Genomic DNA, 16665 nt, shown 5'->3' with positions numbered 1-16665 from the left:
ATTCATGTCTTTGAAGCGTTATCAGAATTTTGTCGACGGCCGTTATCTGGCCAATGCCACGGGCGAGTACTTCGAGGTCATCAATCCGGCTAGCGGGGCCGTCATCTACGAGGTCGAGGTGGCCGATGAGGCAGTGCAAACTGCGGCCATTGCGAGTGCCCAGAAGGGTTTTGCGCTCTGGTCGGCCATGAGCGGGGTCGAGCGTGGCCGGATCCTGTTGCGGGCCGTGGCTTTGCTGCGTGAGCGTAACGATATCCTTGCCGCCATCGAGGTAGCCGACACCGGCAAGCCCTGGCAGGAAGCCTCTGTGGTGGACGTAGTCACTGGCGCCGACAGCATTGAGTTCTTCGCCGGCCTGGCTGCCGCCATCGAGGGCAATCAGCAGCAGCTGGGGGCTGATTTTTACTACAGCCGCCGCGAACCCCTCGGCGTCTGTGCCGGGATCGGCGCCTGGAACTACCCGCTGCAAATTGCCTGCTGGAAGGCGGCCCCCGCGCTGGCCTGCGGCAACAGCATGATATTCAAACCCTCGGAGGAGACGCCCCTCGGTGCCCTCAAGCTGGCGGAGATCTTCATCGAGGCCGGCATGCCTGCTGGCGTCTTCAATGTGGTGCAGGGGGATGGCCGGGTCGGTGCCTGGCTGAGTCAGGCGCCCGAGGTGGCCAAGATCTCCTTCACCGGCGAGGTGGGCACCGGCAAGAAGGTGATGCGCGCTGCTGCTGAGACCCTCAAGGGGGTGACCATGGAGCTGGGGGGCAAGTCCCCTCTCATCATCTTCGACGATGCGGATCTGGAAGAGGCGGTCAGCGCTGCCATGGTGGCGAACTTCTACACCCAGGGCGAGGTGTGCACCAATGGCACCCGCGTCTATGTGCAACAGGGGATCTACCCCGCCTTCATGGCGCGGCTGCTGGCCCGTACCCGGGACAATATCCGGATCGGCGACCCCATGGATCCCGCCACCAACTTCGGTGCCCTTATCTCTCGTGAGCATCAGCGCAAGGTGCTCGACTATATCCGCATCGGCCAGGAAGAGGGGGCCACCCTGCGCTGTGGCGGGGAGGCGCTGCGGCCAGCCATGGCACCGGATGGCTTCTTCGTCGCCCCCACCATCTTCAGCGAATGCCGGGACGAGATGCGGATCTGCCGGGAAGAGATCTTTGGTCCCGTTATGTCCGTGCTCAGTTTCGAGCAGGAAGAGGAGGTGGTACGGCGAGCCAATGACACTGCACTGGGGCTAGCAGCCGGGGTCTTCACCCGGGACATTCGTCGCGCCCATCGGGTGGTGCACCAGTTGCAGGCCGGGATCTGCTGGATCAACAGCTATGGCGCCTCCCCGGCTGAGATGCCGGTGGGCGGCTTCAAGCAGTCCGGCATAGGGCGGGAGAACGGCCTGACAACCCTGCAACACTACACCCAGCTCAAGTCCGTCTACGTCGGCATGCAAGCGATCCAGAGCCCGTTTTAAGGAGGCACCATGACGCAATTCGATTACATCATAGTGGGGGCGGGTAGCGCTGGCTGCGTGCTGGCCAACCGCCTGAGCGAGGATGGTCAGCACAGGGTGCTGCTGCTGGAGACGGGGGGCAGCGACAAGAGCATCTTCATCCAGATGCCGACCGCCCTCTCCATCCCCATGAACACCAAAAAGTATGCCTGGCAGTTCGAAACCGAGCCCGAGCCCCATCTGGACGGGCGGCGCATGCACTGCCCACGGGGCAAGGTACTGGGAGGATCCTCCTCCATCAACGGCATGGTCTATGTGCGCGGCCACGCCGGTGACTTTGACGAGTGGCAGCAGGCGGGGGCGCAGGGCTGGGACTATGCCCATTGCCTGCCCTACTTCAAGCGGGCCGAGCAGTGGGCCTTCGGTGGTGATGATTACCGCGGCGCTGAGGGACCCCTTGGGGTCAACAACGGCAACCAGATGAAAAACCCCCTCTATCAGGCTTTCGTCGATGCCGGTGTGGAAGCGGGCTACGACGGGACGGCGGATTACAACGGCCGCCAGCAGGAGGGGTTCGGCCCCATGCACATGACGGTCAGGCAGGGGGTGCGCAGCTCCAGTGCCAATGCCTATCTCAGACCCGCCATGGGGCGGGCCAACCTCACCGTGCTGACCGGTGCCCTGGTCCACAAGGTGTTGCTCGAGGGCAAACAGGCGGTCGGGGTACGCTTCGAACGCAAGGGCAAGACGGAGGAGGTGAGGGCCGGCAAGGAGGTGATCCTGAGTGCAGGCCCTATCGGCTCACCTCATCTGCTGCAACTCTCCGGCATCGGCGATCCCGATACCCTGAGGGCGGCAGGGATAGGGGTACTGCACCCTCTGCCCGGGGTGGGCGAAAACCTGCAGGACCATCTGGAGTTCTACTTCCAGTTTCGCTGTCAGCAACCCATCACCCTCAATGGCAAACTGGGTCTGTGGGACAAATTCCTCATCGGCAGCCGCTGGCTGCTGCGCAAGGATGGCCTGGGGGCGACCAATCACTTCGAGTCGTGCGGCTTCATCCGATCCAAGGCGGGGGTGCCCTGGCCGGATCTGCAATACCACTTCCTGCCCGCAGCCATGCGTTATGACGGCAAGGAGGCGTTTGCGGGCCATGGCTTCCAGGTTCACATAGGCCACAACAAGCCCCGCAGTCGCGGCCAGGTGAAGGTGCGCTCGGCCGACCCCCGTCAGGCCCCCGCCATCCGCTTCAATTACCTCTCCCATCCGGATGATGTCGAAGGATTTCGCGCCTGCGTGCGCCTGACCCGGGAGATCATCGGTCAGCCGGCCCTGGATGCCTATCGGGGAGAGGAGATACAGCCAGGGGTGTCGGTCCAAAGCGATGAGCAGATAGATGCCTTCGTGCGCAGTGCCGTGGAGAGCGCCTACCACCCCTCCTGCTCCTGCAAGATGGGGACGGATCCCATGGCGGTGGTGGATCCCGAGACCCTGGTTCATGGCCTGCTGGGGCTGCGGGTGGTGGATTCTTCCATCTTCCCGACCATTCCCAATGGCAACCTCAATGCCCCCACCCTGATGGTGGCCGAGCGCGCCGCCGACCTGATCCTGGGCAAGGTGCCACTGACGGCGCACCCGGTCGAGGTGGGGCTGGCCGAGCACTGGCAGGAGAAGCAGCGTCCGCGGGAGCCAGTGCGTTCCCTGGCTTGAGCCTGTTGGTTGAATAAATAGAGATGCCACTACCCGGATGGCAGTTTGTCAGACCTTAGCTATCGCCCGATCGCACTTGATACCGGCGATAGCTAAGCCCTGATCCCGTGTCCATTTCCCCTCGCCACTGCGGGGTTGGGGGAGTCATGTCCGCAGGAAGCCGAACTGCCTCTTGAACACCACAATGCAATGACAAGGAGCACTTATGTTTGGTCACGAAAGGGATATCGCAGGAGGTCAGTCATGACAGTCTGGCTCAGTGCAGGAATACTGTTTACCTTTGCCGCTATCGCCTTTGTGCTCTATCGCTGGGGCAATATTCGTTGTATCGGTACCACGCCGGTGCGCACCTTTACCTTCGTCGCCATCCTGTTCACCTCCGGGTTGGATGTGGGGCTCATCATGTTCCCGCTCACCGAGTTTGCCGGTTATGCCGATCTGCAGGCGAGCCCGGAATATGGCTTCACCAATCCGCTTGCCATTGAATTCGGTTACTGGGGATTTCTTATCTGGGGTTTCTATTTTCTGACCTGTTTCTATTTCTGCGTGATAGAACCCAGAGTGAAGTTCTTTGAGCTGGCGCCAGTGAAGTTCCTCAACAACCTGGTGATCATAGGCACCTGTGCCTTCACCGCCTATCTGCTGCTGAGCAACCTGCCCTGGTATCTGCCCCAGATCGGGGATGGCGAGAGCCTGGTGGCGAGTTTTTACCTGATAGTGCTGCTGGTGATTGCGCTCTCCATCTATTCGAGCACCAGCCTGAAGTTCGTCAGGATCCTTAGCCTGGGCACGACGACCTGCTTCATCGCCCTGATCGCCCTGATGTGGGGCGCCGCCTTTCTCACGCCGGCGGGATCCCTGGCCGATTTTGCCGCGACGCTGGCACTGGTGGGAGGATACTTTGGTCACATAGAGCGCTTCGTGCTGCCCCTCAATGATTACCACGCCTTTTATCTCTATTGGTGGTTCTCCTGGAGCATCATGATCGGTCAGTTCACCGCCCGCTTCGTCGGTGGCCTGCGTACCTGGCAACTGTTGGGGGCCATGCTGGTGTTCCCCTCCCTGGCCATCGCCGTCTGGTTCGCCGTGCTCTACTACTACCACGAGCAGGGGCTCTCGACCGCCGGCTTCTTCAACTGGGCCATGGTCGCCGTGGGGATCACCATGGTGATCAACTCCCTCGACTCCCTGATCCGCCTCTATACCGACAACCTGGGGTTGACGACCCAGCGGCTCGGCCAGTGGCGTTACTTCGGGCTCAACCTGCTGATGCTGGCCGGCTTGACCCTGTTGTTCAAGCTCGACTTCCTGCAGATCCAGTGGGTCGGTGCCCTGGTGATCGGCCTCTTCTTCGCCTGTTTCGGCTACATCATCAGGTACAAGCTGAAGGCGGTGAGCAACATAGAGGGCGCGCCAAAGGAGAATCGCCTCGACTACGGCAAGATAGAGCTGGCCGGATAAGAGGGGTCGCCAGGGGCGCAGAGTCGCCGTGCTTCAAGCCCGAAGCCGCCGGTCAGTCACCCCCTTGTGAGCCAGGCGTACGATCGCCCGCACATCCGCGTGTCAGCATGCTGATGAAGCGGGACAGGGCGGGTCTCTTTGATGAATTTATTATCGAGGCAAAGGTTGACGATAAAGGGAGGCTGACACAAAGATGGCTCGCCTGCCGATGTGCGCAGGGATCAGTGCTGGAACAGGGTGAGGTGGACTCGGTGAAGCCATCGTGGATACGACGTCGGAAAAAAGAGAAAGGGGTAAACCCGGAAGGCGTGCTGCAAACAGGGCTCTTGCTGTTTAGTGCCGCCTGTGGGGCTACCCTGCTATTGGCAGCCTGCAACGGCAGCTGAAAGGCATAAAAAAAGCCCGCTCTATGAGCGGGCTCTTCAAATTTGGCTCCTCCTGCTGGACTTGAACCAGCGACATACGGATTAACAGTCCGCCGTTCTACCGACTGAACTAAGGAGGAATTGTACTTGGTGCCCAGAGACGGAATCGAACCGCCGACACGGGGATTTTCAATCCCCTGCTCTACCGACTGAGCTATCTGGGCAACGGCGCGCATTAAACCCTTTCTGGACGGGGGTGTCAACCTTGTTGGCCCAGTTTCTGGCATGTTTTTGCATAGGGTGAACTAAGTGGCGAGATAGTGTGCAAGAAGCCCCTGACTCCACACCGGGATCCGGTTGTCGGCAGGTTCTGCTATCGAGGATTTTTCCCTTTATAGAATTACCTTTTCTCCCTCTCGCCCATCCCGATCTTCCAACACGTGAGCCCATTTTTTGTCAAAAAACGGATGAACTAACCTGCATGTTTTTTGTGCGCTGAAAAGTTACCAGAAATTGACCAGACAGGTGGAGTGTGTCGGTGCCTCTGTGCCTCCGGTTGCCAGATCGTCTGAGTGTCAGCCCTGAAGACAAATCATGAAGAATAATCAAAAAACATCATGATTTTTTTGGATTGAAAATGCAAAATCAATTCATTTAATAGATTGAAAATTATTTCGTGACATAGATTTTACCTGTGGATAAGTCACGATTTCCCTTCAAATGAGGGCTGTGTATCGCTGGCTTTCAAAAGTCCTTAATTTGCTGGGGGATCCGATTTTACTTTTTGAATCGCCAGTCTTTGACTGCCTCCAGAGTCTTTACACATAAAAAACGCTAAAAATATCAATGTTTTGCGCATTTTCTGTGCAGTTGTTATTTGGATATGGAAATGCAAAATGCGTCCCAGAACAGCCATCCGGCGGTTCGTATCAAGGGGGCCGTTGTGGAAAAACAACTAACAACTTCGAATGCCAAGGTGCAGAAAAAAACCTCTCGTGGAGTGGACGGCACTCTAAGAGGGCGTAAACAAACACAGGTAACAGATAAGAAGATCCCACAGCTCAAAGTGATTACATATGAATCTGGTCGTTCATATGCACGTCTTTGTTTTTCGCATCTGTGCGAGCGTTACTCAATCGGACTCGGTTGTGTGGCGGCGGTTGGATTAACAGCCATTCGTGATAATGCTCGACGCTTACTGGCTGATTGTTATTCCAATCCGGAAGGATTCAGGCTGCGATACCGTGCGCTATTGCCGCTGGCGACGTATGTACATGAACGGTATTTACCGGATGTTCATGTCACTCATCGCTATCCCAGAACGATTGAATCGAGAGTCAAACCAATAGTGGCTGCTCTCGGGCATAAGCCGTTGAATCAGATCACTCGTGCCGATTTTGAGGACTTTCTTACTCAACTATCCGACACATGCTCTGTTGCTACTTGGAACCGTTATCTGGCTCAGTGCAAGGCCATAATGACGCATGCTGTTGAGCATGGAGTACTCCCTTCGTCGCCCGCAGCAGGCATCCCCGTAAAATACGAGCCTGTCCTGCCTCCCAAGGGCTTACCCGATGAGGCAGTCAATAAGCTGGTCGCTCGCTTGATGGAAGACATTGACGAAGAAAAAGCGCGTCTGTTGCTCTTCCTGTTCGCAACGGGCTCCCGGATGGGAGAGGCAAGAGCTCTAAAGCTGCAGGATTGTAATCTCACCACTCAGATCGCTTATCTACCGACGAGTAAGTCTGGTCGAGAAAGGCTTATACCGCTTAATCAGTTCGCCCTGGAATTGGTTCAGCTTCAGCGCCAGCGCCATGGCACGACTGGCCTGCTTTTTCGAGGCCAAGATGGTGTCTCTCCGATATCGGAGCCCCGCCGTTACTGGTACCGCGTCTGTAATGATTGCGGACTATCGGGGGTACGCATCCACGATGCCCGTCATACCGTCGCTACTTCACTGCTGAACAAGGGCTGTTCGCTCGATGTATTGCAGAAAGTCCTAGGCCACAGCTCTCCTCGGATGACTGAAAGGTACGCTAGGTACCACGATAAGACGCTGGTCAAGGCCGTCGACGCACTTCACACCCTATGGGACCTACCCAACCTCACCTGCTAACAAACTTTAGGAGATGGGGGAGGGAGACTCCCCCATTAATGATTATGCATCGTTCCAAAAAAGATAATAACGGTAAACTGAATCTTTTCATTACTGATAGGACGCATCAAAGAAGGGGCTCACTAGGTTCCCTCGATATTGCTAATCAGGTTGTACCGCCGACAGACTCGGTACCGGACTCGGATCAGGAGGCACCCGCGCCAGAATCGGTTCCTGTCTCTGCTATCGCTCCGGTAGTTCAGCCATCAGAGTCAGCTTTATTAGTACCCAGCGAACCCTATTGCAGCCATCAAAACTTAGCGCTGCAAGAACTGGCGCGTATCCATCAGTGGTCTCAAGAAGCGGCCTATCTGGCATCAGAAGAGGGGCTAGCCCTTAATCAGGGAAAAGGTTCTTCTGAGCGGCCCGTCAGGTCGGATGGTACTCATCTGTCATATACCATTGATGAACTCCAAACATGGATGAAGTCCAGTCTGTTGCCCGAGCACTACGTTGTTAGCCCTGACCTGAAAGTAGTGAACCTTGAAGGAAGGAAGCCCGTTGAGCTGTTCGATACGTTAATCCTTCCGCTCAATTGCATTATTGATAATAACAATCAGTTCAAAGGGTTGGTGTTGGTCTGCATTGGCTATGATGGTAAGCCACACGTCTTTACAGTCCTGCTTGATGATGTCCTGCATGACTTGAAAAGGGTCAAGGTCCAGTTGGGTGAGCTACGTGTTGGGTATTATGGTCATGACGATCGGCAGCTTTCTCGGTTTATGAACCACTGCTCAAGGTGGAACTCAATTGAGCCAATTTATCGTGTTGAGCAGGCTGGATTTATCTCTGAAAAGTTGATCTATGTAACGCATGAGACAGTGCTACAGCGAAACATTGGAACCCCGGAAACTAAGCTGAGCTATCAAATCCGTAAAGCATTGCCGCAACTGCGATCACAGGGCACCTTGCAGGAATGGGAAGAGTATGTGGCTGGACCTGTCCGGCAGCTCCCTAGCATGATGTTTCCGATTTTGGCGATGCTTGGGAATGTATTGTTGGACCTCCTGAAGGAGGGGACGGTTATTGTTCACTTTCATGGGCTCAGCTCAGGCGGCAAGACAACTCGGGGGCAGATGGCACAGAGTGTCGTGGGACGAGCTACTGATCCAAGCAAAGATGGTGGGTCTGCTATCAGGAAGTGGCATGGCACGATTAATTGGCTGTTTGCTGTGGCAAAAAGTCACCACGGTATGGGGCTAGTACTGGATGAGCTTGGGTCACACAACAGCAAAAATTTCGACGCAACCATCTATGCCCTATCCAATGGGAAAACCAAAGGAAGGTGTGAAACGGGTGGGGATGAGAAGGAGGATCAAGGCTCAGCCATCCTCTGCATTATCTCTACTGGTGAACTCAGCACAGATGACTATCTGAGGAAAACGGGTGGCAGTGCCAATTCCGGTGTCTATGTGCGGATGCTCAACATCGAGGTTCACCCCGATGATGCGAAATTGCCCGACGAAACCCTGGCCCAAGCCAAAGCCCGGATTGACCAGCTCAAAGCGGCCTGTGGTCAATACTACGGCACAGCCCTTCCGGCTTTGGCACAAGGGCTGTTGAACTTGCCGGAGGCCACTTCTTATGAGGCTTTGCAAGAGTTAGTTCGCAACCGGGTTCATGAGTGTGCCGAGCGCCTGATGCAGATGGTCAATGGCGCGATGGATTCACCTCTGGTTCGTCGTGGCCTGGATTTCTTCGCTTTAACGCTGGCTACCGGCTTGTATGGTATCGAGCTGGGTGTGTTGCCCTATACCGAGAATGAGGTGGAGGCCGCCGTGCTTGAGGGTGCCAATCGCTGGGTTGCGTCCTTGGAGGAGCAACTGGATGACGTCACCCGAGCCGCTACCCAATTCAAGAATACGGTAGCGCTCCAACGACATAAAATTCACCTTGGCAAGCCAGCCGTTGTAACGAGGGAGCTCCTAGGCTTCATAGAAGGCGAACGGTGTTACATCTTTAAGGAGCAGTTCGACAAACTGGTTCCGAGCATGGGTGAAGCTGTTAAAGCATGGTTGTTCGATAACCAGTATCTTGAGAGGTATGCACCAGACCGCTATGTAAAAAAGATCAAAGTAGCGGGTGTGGATAGTGGCGTTTACTCGTTCTATTTGAATCGATTGTTTGGCAGTACTGGTGAGGTCGTCAGTAGCCATGCCGGAGAGAGTGACAGCCTGAAGGGGTCGCTGCCAAAATGCGAACCATCAAAGCGAATTTTTAGCCGATTCTCAAACAGCAAGGCGGGTAGCATCAGCGCTCCCCCCACATCGGAAACACCGGAGGAGACGACACACATCGAGCAGTTTTAAGAGTAAGGGGGGCCAGTGCGAACTGGCCCCTTTGCTTTTATGGGATCCGGTGGCAAAAGCAGGCAGCAAGGGGAGGAACGTTTTAGCAGGCCGAGAAGGCCAGGATGATCTTGTTGCGGAGGTTTGGAGGGCGGCGCAGCCAAAACGGCTCATTGGGTCGCTAAACCGCGATACAGGTGCCTCGCCATGCGGAGATTACCCCGGTATTGTTCACTGGTGTGATCTCAGCCGGTGCTGTCGAACGGTCCAAAAAAAGAGGCCAGTAGAACTGGCCGCTTTGTCGTTACGAGCGTTTCGTGGCAGATATCGCTCACAGGAGTCAACTAATGACCAACTAACATGTACGCGTTGACGTTATCGATACACTTCATATCCGGCAGGAACGCGGTCTTCATTATCGACTTCCTCTCGGGATTCACCGATCACCCGGTTCACCCGATCCCAGAAAGCCTGGCCATCCGTTTCGGTCAGGCCGTATTCCTGCTTCACTTCGCGCTTTGCGGTGGACTCTTTCATTTGGATCATTTTACTCATGCATCACTCCTTGGATTGCGACTGCTTGATGTTTGACGACAATGCAGAACAGCGGCGACAGGTGGTGTCGTGGCATGTCAGGCGCTGTCGCCAGATGTATAAACTGGGATCTTTGTCACAAATGAATCAGGGTGGAGCCTGACTCATCAGGGTCAATAAATGGCGTAAATCACTGACGATCTGCTCATGGATAAAGCCGGGCGAGATCACGGTAAGTTCCGGTATCCAGGATTTGATGACAGGCAGAATTTGATTGGCATCGAGTACGTGACTGCTCAATAACAGTGCACCGTCATCCAGGGTTTTGACAATCTCCTGCTCGGGCAGCAACAGGCGATGCTGAAAGTTGATGGCGATGGAGGCACTGGCCTTGAGTAGCACCTCGATCATGCCGGAGCGCCAGAGCGTCGGATCGGTATCGATTTGTCGCGCAATGAGCGCATCACGGGTAAAGGTCTGTTGCGATAGCTCAACCAGTGCGATGGAGCTCAACGGATAGGCTTGCAACCTTCCCTCGCTGACGCCGACCAAGTGCCAGGTGCCTTTATAGTTGACGAGCTGATAGGGGCTAAACAGTTGCTTGCGCTGGTCTTTGGTGATGAGCCAGCATTGCAGATGCTGGGTCAGTGCCTGCTCTAATACCGGTATCAGGTGAATGAGTGAGTCAGCTGATTGACCATCGAACCCCTTGATGGCGAAGAGACTGGGGTTGCCTCTGTCCAGCAGCTGACCCAGACGATGTTCACTGGCGCGGGGGAACAGGTCGGTGATGCCAAGCTGTTCGGCCAGCTTTCGCACCTTTCCGTCGTTCTTGTGATTGAGGAACCCAGGATCCAGCCAGTATTGCTGGCTGCGGTGCTCTATCGGTAGATAACTGAGGCGTTGATTGAAATCCCGCTGTAGGGTGCGCACGGTGACGTTGTACTCGGTGGCCAGATCACTCAGGTGCAGCTTCTCACCGCTGTACAGGCGGGTGAGGAGCATACCGAGGCGCTGAGCAATCTTGTCGTGTTCGTGCATACCATCACAGAAGGGGAATAACCGTGTCGTCGATTATCCAAACAGGCCGCGACACGGCGTGACGAATTGGATTGCAGGCAGTTTCTCGCAAACCCCATCATCGGCGATGGGCTTTTGTCATCAGGTGAGGGGTTTTGTTATCAACCGGCGAGAAGCGGTTGAGAAGGCTCATAAGCCACGACAGGTTTTGTGTAGCGGTTTGTCGGGACGGTCGCTGAAAACGGATCATTGGGCGGCTAAACAGCGATATCGGTATCTCACCACTGGATGAGATACCGACATACCTAGCTGGCCTGAACCCACTCTCCCTCTTCGGGAAGCGGCAGCGGCTTGGATGGTACAGAGCTGGTCAGGGCATCATGGATGCAGTTGGCTATTTTCTGGCTGGTCTGCTGCATCCGAGTGTTATGCAGGTGAGCATAACGCAGTGATGTCTGACTGCTCCGGTGTCCTAACTGGGATTGCACGTCAAACAGGGTGCCGCCGTTGGAGACAATCAGCGCCGCGACCGAATGACGGCAGGTGTGCAAGCAAACCCCCTCCTTATCTATACCGGCCCGCGCCAACATCCGCTGAAAACCCTTGGTGGGATTCTGCAATGGCTGCCCTTGCCGCTTGCCAGGAAACAGATAGGGATTTCCCTGTGTCACCGGTAAGTAGTTCAACAGCTCCACCGCCATATGGTTCAGGTGCAACACACGGCTATGGCCGTTCTTGGTGTGGGGAATGTATAGGGTCTTGTCCTCCTTGTTGTAGTGCTGCCATTTGGCCCTTGCCAGCTCGGCCCGGCGCAAGCCGGTGAGCAGCAACATCTTGACGTACTGACCGGTATAGAAACTCTCATGCTGATCGGCAGCCCGGAACAGGCGGCGGATTTCATCTGGAGTGAAGTAGCGTTCGCGCCGATTGTTCTCTCGCAGCAACGACACCAGGGCTGCGGGATTATCTTTGATAAGCCCAGCACGGGCCGCCCAGGTCATGATGGCCTTGAGCAATGCCAAGACGCGATTGCAGGTGGCCGGGGTGAGGCGCTTGAGCAACATCTGTTGCATGCTCTGGATGCGGGTAACGGTGATCTCTTCCGGGATCAGATTGCCGAAGATTGGCCGTAGGTGATTACGGAAGCGATGTTCATCCGTCTTCCAACTGCGATTTCGCGATTGCAGATAGGGGAGATAGTCCTCCTGAAACAAATTGCTCAGGGTCTTCTGGTTGCGCTTGTCCTCCTTGGCCTGCTGTGGGTCAACGCCTTCGGCGATCTTGCGTTTGTAGTCGAGCGCCAGCTTGCGAGCCACGCTGACATCCAACGTTGGATAGTGCCCGAGGGCAATGGCCCGCTTGCGGCCATGTATTTGATAACGCAGCAGGAACTTGCGACGCCCCTCCCCTTTGCCAACCAGACAGCGCAGACCGGTCACTTCGATATCGGAATACTCAGCTTCGGTACTGCGAGCGTCATCGGGGTTAGGGGGCAGATCGGCAATCCGCCGATTGGTGAATTTAAATCGGGTAGGTGTTTCGTTCATGGTTCGCTCCTCAACATGTGAGCTGGTTAGACACGGCATAGGCCCCCTTCACAGTGGAAAGGAGGTTTAATCCCCGTCTCTAGCTTGGCGGTTGAAGTGGCCGTTGCTCATCGCGCCTTGGCCTGACTGGCCCGGCACGATGACAACGCGGGAAAGGTAAGTGAGCAGATGGCCGCCCCGGTCGCTACCCGGTCCGATCCCGTAAAAATCCCACCGAGCCCCGTGCCCGCCCCGCCCAAACGGAGGGAAACGGGGCTGGTTTTTCCCTTTGAGTGATTGGGCTTTTCCATCTCAACCCCGTGAACCCGCGAAATGTGCGGGAATAATGGGGGAATTAATAAAGAGGTCGGGTTGCCCCGCACATTCACGGCGAGCCCCGTGCCCGCCCCGTGTGAGCGGGGGGAAACGGGGCTGGTATTTCCCTTTGAGTGATTGGGCTTTTCCATCTCAACCCCGTAACCCCGCGACATTTGCGGGAGTAATGGGTGAGTTAATGCATGGGGCGGGTTGCCCCGTGCATTCACGGCGAGCCCCGTGCCCGCCCCGCACGAACGGGAGGAAACGGGGCAGGTTTTTCACTTATAGAGACTGAGTAATTCGACGCCAACCCCGTGAACCCGTGAAATTTGCGCATTAACAGGGAGGGATCATTCAGTGGCTACCCTGATCGCGTAGACACCCAGCGACAGGTAGGTGAGGAAATTTCCCTCCCATAATTCATAGAACTCACCCAACTCAGACAACGGCACCACATGCGCATAGGCAATCAGCCCTTCCTGGCTTGAGAAGTCAAAATCGACCTCCTTAGCCAATTCGGCATAGTCACCCATGCCGACATAGGAAAAGTCCGTCATATAGACCAAGGACCATAGATTTCCTCGGCGTTGCAGACGGATCTCCACCGGATGAAAGCCGCCGGTTTCCGGGCCATAACCCGGATCACGAAAGTTCATCGTGACAGCACGGGCTTGGTGCCATGTGGGATGGTGCGTGTTCAGCAGGTCGGTCAGACATACGGCGAACCGGGGTGAAACCGGCAGAGGGAGCCCCTGCCAGTTCAGTGCTATGTCACGGTTGCTCATGGCTGGGTCTCCTCACTGGCCGCCGGGTCTGCGGTTTCAACTTCACCCCCTGTCTCATCCATCTTGTCTGACAAACCGGCCTGGTCGTTGGCTGTTTCCAAAAACGGGGGCTCATTGCCTTCCTCGATGGTTTTCTCATCGGTCGTGTCATCTTGGCCCTTCTGCTCCTTGGCTTTTCCCTTGCGAGCCTGTTTATCCATATTGGCCGGTTCACCCAGCTGAGTAGACCAGTCGCTGAGGGATAGGCCGATCCGGTGGAACGGCGAGTTGGGCTCGGCGGCGACCAATAACTTTTCAGATCGCAGGATGGCGGCGAGGAAACCGTGGTTATTGGCACTGCCTCGAACAAACAGCGCCCTGAGTGCCACCGATTTGAATGGCGCATCCTTGAGGATATCCAGCAGTGCCAAGATGTCATCGAGCGATAACCAGTGCTTGCTGAACAGGCCGCCCGTGTCGTTGGCGGTAATGCGAAGCGCGTAGCGACCTTCATCGTTCTTGCCCACCTCGTAGTGCAGCAAACCACTGGCCCGTGCGCTGATCTTCGGGGCCTTAGCGGATTTAATAACAGTCCAGACCGGAGCAGCCGACGCTGCCGGTTGTGTGGCTTTAGCCATGATGAAATTCCTTCTGAAGGGATTACTTGAAGAAGTCAGCCGCTTTGCTGCGATGACCTTGATGGATATGACTGCCTAACGAGGCAATGGCACCGCTGATGACCCCCAGGTCATCGGTGAGCCCCACGCCGGGGATAAAGTCCGGTACTGCATCGACCGGACAGAGCAAATAGGCGAGTGCGCTGACCACGATGGTCTTGACCCACACAGGCGTCTGCTCGTCGGCCATCAACAGGTAGAGCAAGACGGCCTGCTCAACCAGCAGCTTCATGCCCTTGATGTGTTTGAGCTTGGCGAGTAGCGAGGAACGGTTGATCTCGGTCATGCGGCCCACTCCCCATCCCACTCTGACTCTAGCGCCAGACTGACCACGCCATCGCAGATATCCAGGACCGGACCAGAATTCCGGGCGGTGACGTTGAGCAACTTGAACACCGGATGGTCTTTATCGTGCAGCGCCACTAGTGTGCCCTCCAGAGCAATCCAGCGTTCCGGTAACGGCAACCAGTAGACGGCCTGCTCAGCGCTGTCCGTGGTGAAGCTGCTGTCACCCATGTCCCAGACCTCTTCAAAGATGCCGTTGTCCAGGTCATGGGTGGCCTGACCGGAGAAGCGGGCAATCGACAGCACCAACTGCCCTATCTGAGTCGAGGGCAGTTGGTGCAAGGTGTAGATGTTGGTGTGACTGAAGATGGCAACCAGTACCGGCAGACCGGGCATTGGCAACGATTCCGGTACATAACGACCGTGGATGCGGATAGCTTTGACCAGTTGATGATGGCGCAGTAGTGCCTGCGACAGGGTATCCAGATAATCCTGAGTCGCGTTTTTGCCTTCGCCAATGGCATCGAATAATGAAAGTTCAGACATGGATATCTCTCCTTTGAATTTTAATAGCCGAAATGGCTATTGGATATCAAAGGATTTATATATGTTTAAATTGATAGATGATTCGGCAGTTGGTATATTTTTAAATATTAATCACATATATTTCACATGGAGTTATTCTCGCGCGCGCGAGAATAAATGGGTGAGAATCAATAATTGAGAAAGCCTATTTACATTCTTGAACTGGAGTCGTAGATTATAACTGACGATGACAACATGAGTACTGCGTTGATAGGTGAATGAATATATTGTTGATCAGGTATGGGGAACCACTACTCGTATCTTGAAAGGAGATAAATATGATTAATTTATTAAGCCTGCTTATCAATAAAACAAACGCTTATCAGGTCAATGAACTCGTAAGTCGTGATCATCGTGAAAAGTTAGATTTGAATTCATTTGAGGAGAGGATTAATCGTGCATTGAGATCTATATTTGGTGCTGAGTTGGATGATGTCATTATTGGAAACCAATTCTACGCATACAAACTCAAACAGCGGCGAGCAACGCGCAAAGATAAGGTACAGTTGGGAAGGCTGATTGTGCGCATAATCCCGGAGCTAATCCCTGCCATCAGGAGCTACCCGCAGCGGTATCCTGAAGAGTTACGAACCTGCCGCCGTTTGTTCCAGTGCGTGAAGGCCAAGAAACGACTGGCTGAGATTGGTCCACAACTAAGATAATGGATTCCCCTAGCCTTAGGTGGCTAGGGGCGTTGACCAAATCAATGTGGCTTGAATGGAGCTAGTTGAAGTTGTGGTGAGCGGGGTTCTCCGATCCAAAGAACGGATGGTTGCATACACTCTGGGGTGGTCAAAATTGGACGCTGAAAACCCCGAAAACCTAGTCATTTTTGCGCGCTGTTCAACAAGCTGGGCTTTTGAATTGGCTCCTCCTGCTGGGTTCGAACCAGCGACCTGCGGATTAACAGTCCATGTACAGTCTCAAACCACCAATCTAATAGCCCACTACGCCGTCACGCTAAAACGCCTAATCAAATAAACCTCCGGTATAAATACTGGATTTACATTCATCCTTTATTAACGTGACTTCTTTCGGCTGATCATCATAAGTTAGGTATATCAACCCTCTCATTCCTGCAGAACTAGGATGAGAGGATGGATTATTAAACAACCACAGGTTGTTTAGCTCATCAACTTCAACCTTTTCTATATTTGACAGCTTAAACCAAATTGAACATCTTTTAGTACGATAATATTCAGGTGTTAATTTAGGCTCACGAGAAGAAATTTCCCCCTTACTGGAACTAGCAGAAACCAAATCAACTATATTAGCTTTTGATGTAATTTCAGAGCCATGCATGAGGTATAGTAAACAAGGATAACCATTGTTAATCTGTTTTTTAGCAATTTCTACGAAACGTTGATGCACACCGACACCAAATTTCCCCATCCAGACATGGCCATTTTGAACGATAACAGCTTGATGCTCAGCGATAGTATCTCGCTCTACTAATTTGTCACTATACCTAAGCAAAAAATGTAGATTTTTCATGTAGATATCATCCGGTATATCTTTCACGCAAAGATT

The 16665-nt window shown here is 54.5% G+C and carries 14 protein-coding genes and 2 tRNA genes; 6 read left to right on the top strand and 10 right to left on the bottom strand.

Annotated elements, in window-relative coordinates; all coding sequences use genetic code 11:
* The first annotated feature begins 4 nt into the window (after nucleotides 1–4).
* The 3 genes from betB to OKC28_RS09365 all read left to right on the top strand — a co-directional run bounded on the left by betB (nucleotide 5) and on the right by OKC28_RS09365 (nucleotide 4618).
* Entirely contained in the window at nucleotides 5–1468 is a 1464-nt protein-coding gene (gene betB / locus OKC28_RS09375; RefSeq protein WP_270688901.1) for a betaine-aldehyde dehydrogenase, read from the top strand.
* A 9-nt stretch (nucleotides 1469–1477) separates the two neighbouring features.
* The gene (betA, locus tag OKC28_RS09370; RefSeq protein ID WP_270688899.1) at nucleotides 1478–3157 is read left to right on the top strand and encodes a choline dehydrogenase; all 1680 of its coding nucleotides are present in this window, start codon (nucleotides 1478–1480) and stop codon (nucleotides 3155–3157) included.
* A gap of 243 nt (nucleotides 3158–3400) precedes the next feature.
* The gene (locus OKC28_RS09365) at nucleotides 3401–4618 is read left to right on the top strand and encodes a BCCT family transporter (protein WP_270688897.1); all 1218 of its coding nucleotides are present in this window, start codon (nucleotides 3401–3403) and stop codon (nucleotides 4616–4618) included.
* Between the two features lie 429 nt (nucleotides 4619–5047).
* Here the strand turns inward: OKC28_RS09365 and OKC28_RS09360 are convergent.
* Together OKC28_RS09360 and OKC28_RS09355 are read right to left on the bottom strand one after the other, a co-directional pair.
* Nucleotides 5048–5123, bottom strand: a tRNA-Asn gene (locus OKC28_RS09360).
* 8 nt (nucleotides 5124–5131) lie between these two features.
* A tRNA-Phe gene (locus OKC28_RS09355) sits at nucleotides 5132–5207 on the bottom strand.
* Between the two features lie 665 nt (nucleotides 5208–5872).
* On the opposite strand from OKC28_RS09355, the gene OKC28_RS09350 reads away from it, so the two are divergent.
* Both OKC28_RS09350 and OKC28_RS09345 read left to right on the top strand, forming a co-directional pair.
* Nucleotides 5873–7099, top strand: a complete 1227-nt coding sequence (locus OKC28_RS09350) for a tyrosine-type recombinase/integrase (RefSeq protein WP_270688896.1) — start codon at nucleotides 5873–5875, stop codon at nucleotides 7097–7099.
* Nucleotides 7100–7137: 38 nt separating this feature from the next.
* Nucleotides 7138–9447 carry a DUF927 domain-containing protein gene (locus OKC28_RS09345; RefSeq protein ID WP_270688894.1) on the top strand — a complete coding sequence of 770 codons (2310 nt, stop codon included), beginning with the start codon at nucleotides 7138–7140 and terminating at the stop codon, nucleotides 9445–9447.
* Between the two features lie 354 nt (nucleotides 9448–9801).
* Here OKC28_RS09345 and OKC28_RS09340 read toward each other — a convergent pair whose 3' ends face one another.
* The 7 genes from OKC28_RS09340 to OKC28_RS09310 all read right to left on the bottom strand — a co-directional run bounded on the left by OKC28_RS09340 (nucleotide 9802) and on the right by OKC28_RS09310 (nucleotide 15096).
* Nucleotides 9802–9981, bottom strand: coding sequence for a hypothetical protein (locus OKC28_RS09340; RefSeq protein ID WP_029304370.1), 180 nt, complete (start codon nucleotides 9979–9981; stop codon nucleotides 9802–9804).
* Nucleotides 9982–10107: 126 nt separating this feature from the next.
* Nucleotides 10108–11001: a helix-turn-helix transcriptional regulator gene (locus OKC28_RS09335; RefSeq protein ID WP_270688891.1), complete on the bottom strand. Its 894-nt coding sequence runs from the start codon at nucleotides 10999–11001 to the stop codon at nucleotides 10108–10110.
* Between the two features lie 284 nt (nucleotides 11002–11285).
* Entirely contained in the window at nucleotides 11286–12527 is a 1242-nt protein-coding gene (locus OKC28_RS09330) for a tyrosine-type recombinase/integrase (RefSeq protein WP_270688889.1), read from the bottom strand.
* A 647-nt stretch (nucleotides 12528–13174) separates the two neighbouring features.
* Nucleotides 13175–13609 carry a DUF2787 family protein gene (locus OKC28_RS09325; protein WP_270688887.1) on the bottom strand — a complete coding sequence of 145 codons (435 nt, stop codon included), beginning with the start codon at nucleotides 13607–13609 and terminating at the stop codon, nucleotides 13175–13177.
* Nucleotides 13606–14226, bottom strand: coding sequence for a hypothetical protein (locus tag OKC28_RS09320; protein WP_270688885.1), 621 nt, complete (start codon nucleotides 14224–14226; stop codon nucleotides 13606–13608). Before OKC28_RS09320 ends, OKC28_RS09325 begins: the two co-directional genes overlap by 4 nt.
* A 22-nt stretch (nucleotides 14227–14248) precedes the next feature.
* On the bottom strand, nucleotides 14249–14551 hold the full coding sequence (locus OKC28_RS09315; protein ID WP_029304363.1) for a YkvA family protein: 303 nt from the start codon (nucleotides 14549–14551) through the stop codon (nucleotides 14249–14251).
* A complete protein-coding gene (locus OKC28_RS09310; protein ID WP_270688883.1) occupies nucleotides 14548–15096 on the bottom strand; it encodes a hypothetical protein in 549 nt (182 codons plus the stop codon). Before OKC28_RS09310 ends, OKC28_RS09315 begins: the two co-directional genes overlap by 4 nt.
* A gap of 317 nt (nucleotides 15097–15413) precedes the next feature.
* Here OKC28_RS09310 and OKC28_RS09305 point away from each other — a divergent pair, with 317 nt between their 5' ends.
* The gene (locus tag OKC28_RS09305) at nucleotides 15414–15797 is read left to right on the top strand and encodes a hypothetical protein (RefSeq protein ID WP_270688881.1); all 384 of its coding nucleotides are present in this window, start codon (nucleotides 15414–15416) and stop codon (nucleotides 15795–15797) included.
* A 307-nt stretch (nucleotides 15798–16104) separates the two neighbouring features.
* Here OKC28_RS09305 and OKC28_RS09300 read toward each other — a convergent pair whose 3' ends face one another.
* Entirely contained in the window at nucleotides 16105–16629 is a 525-nt protein-coding gene (locus tag OKC28_RS09300) for a hypothetical protein (RefSeq protein ID WP_270688879.1), read from the bottom strand.
* Nucleotides 16630–16665: the final 36 nt, after the last annotated feature.

It is taken from the genome of Aeromonas sp. D3 (assembly GCF_027705025.1).
Classification (GTDB): Bacteria; Pseudomonadota; Gammaproteobacteria; order Enterobacterales; family Aeromonadaceae; genus Aeromonas; species Aeromonas salmonicida.
This window is presented reverse-complemented; position numbering and strand designations above follow the sequence as displayed.

What these genes read in the sequence shown, in the direction of transcription:
- betB (WP_270688901.1), top strand. Translation starts at nt 5, where the DNA reads ATGTCTTTGAAGCGTTATCAGAATTTTGTCGACGGCCGTTATCTGGCC.
- betA (WP_270688899.1), top strand. Translation starts at nt 1,478, where the DNA reads ATGACGCAATTCGATTACATCATAGTGGGGGCGGGTAGCGCTGGCTGC.
- OKC28_RS09365 (WP_270688897.1), top strand. Translation starts at nt 3,401, where the DNA reads ATGACAGTCTGGCTCAGTGCAGGAATACTGTTTACCTTTGCCGCTATC.
- OKC28_RS09350 (WP_270688896.1), top strand. Translation starts at nt 5,873, where the DNA reads ATGCAAAATGCGTCCCAGAACAGCCATCCGGCGGTTCGTATCAAGGGG.
- OKC28_RS09345 (WP_270688894.1), top strand. Translation starts at nt 7,138, where the DNA reads ATGATTATGCATCGTTCCAAAAAAGATAATAACGGTAAACTGAATCTT.
- OKC28_RS09340 (WP_029304370.1), bottom strand. Translation starts at nt 9,981, where the DNA reads ATGAGTAAAATGATCCAAATGAAAGAGTCCACCGCAAAGCGCGAAGTG.
- OKC28_RS09335 (WP_270688891.1), bottom strand. Translation starts at nt 11,001, where the DNA reads ATGCACGAACACGACAAGATTGCTCAGCGCCTCGGTATGCTCCTCACC.
- OKC28_RS09330 (WP_270688889.1), bottom strand. Translation starts at nt 12,527, where the DNA reads ATGAACGAAACACCTACCCGATTTAAATTCACCAATCGGCGGATTGCC.
- OKC28_RS09325 (WP_270688887.1), bottom strand. Translation starts at nt 13,609, where the DNA reads ATGAGCAACCGTGACATAGCACTGAACTGGCAGGGGCTCCCTCTGCCG.
- OKC28_RS09320 (WP_270688885.1), bottom strand. Translation starts at nt 14,226, where the DNA reads ATGGCTAAAGCCACACAACCGGCAGCGTCGGCTGCTCCGGTCTGGACT.
- OKC28_RS09315 (WP_029304363.1), bottom strand. Translation starts at nt 14,551, where the DNA reads ATGACCGAGATCAACCGTTCCTCGCTACTCGCCAAGCTCAAACACATC.
- OKC28_RS09310 (WP_270688883.1), bottom strand. Translation starts at nt 15,096, where the DNA reads ATGTCTGAACTTTCATTATTCGATGCCATTGGCGAAGGCAAAAACGCG.
- OKC28_RS09305 (WP_270688881.1), top strand. Translation starts at nt 15,414, where the DNA reads ATGATTAATTTATTAAGCCTGCTTATCAATAAAACAAACGCTTATCAG.
- OKC28_RS09300 (WP_270688879.1), bottom strand. Translation starts at nt 16,629, where the DNA reads ATGAAAAATCTACATTTTTTGCTTAGGTATAGTGACAAATTAGTAGAG.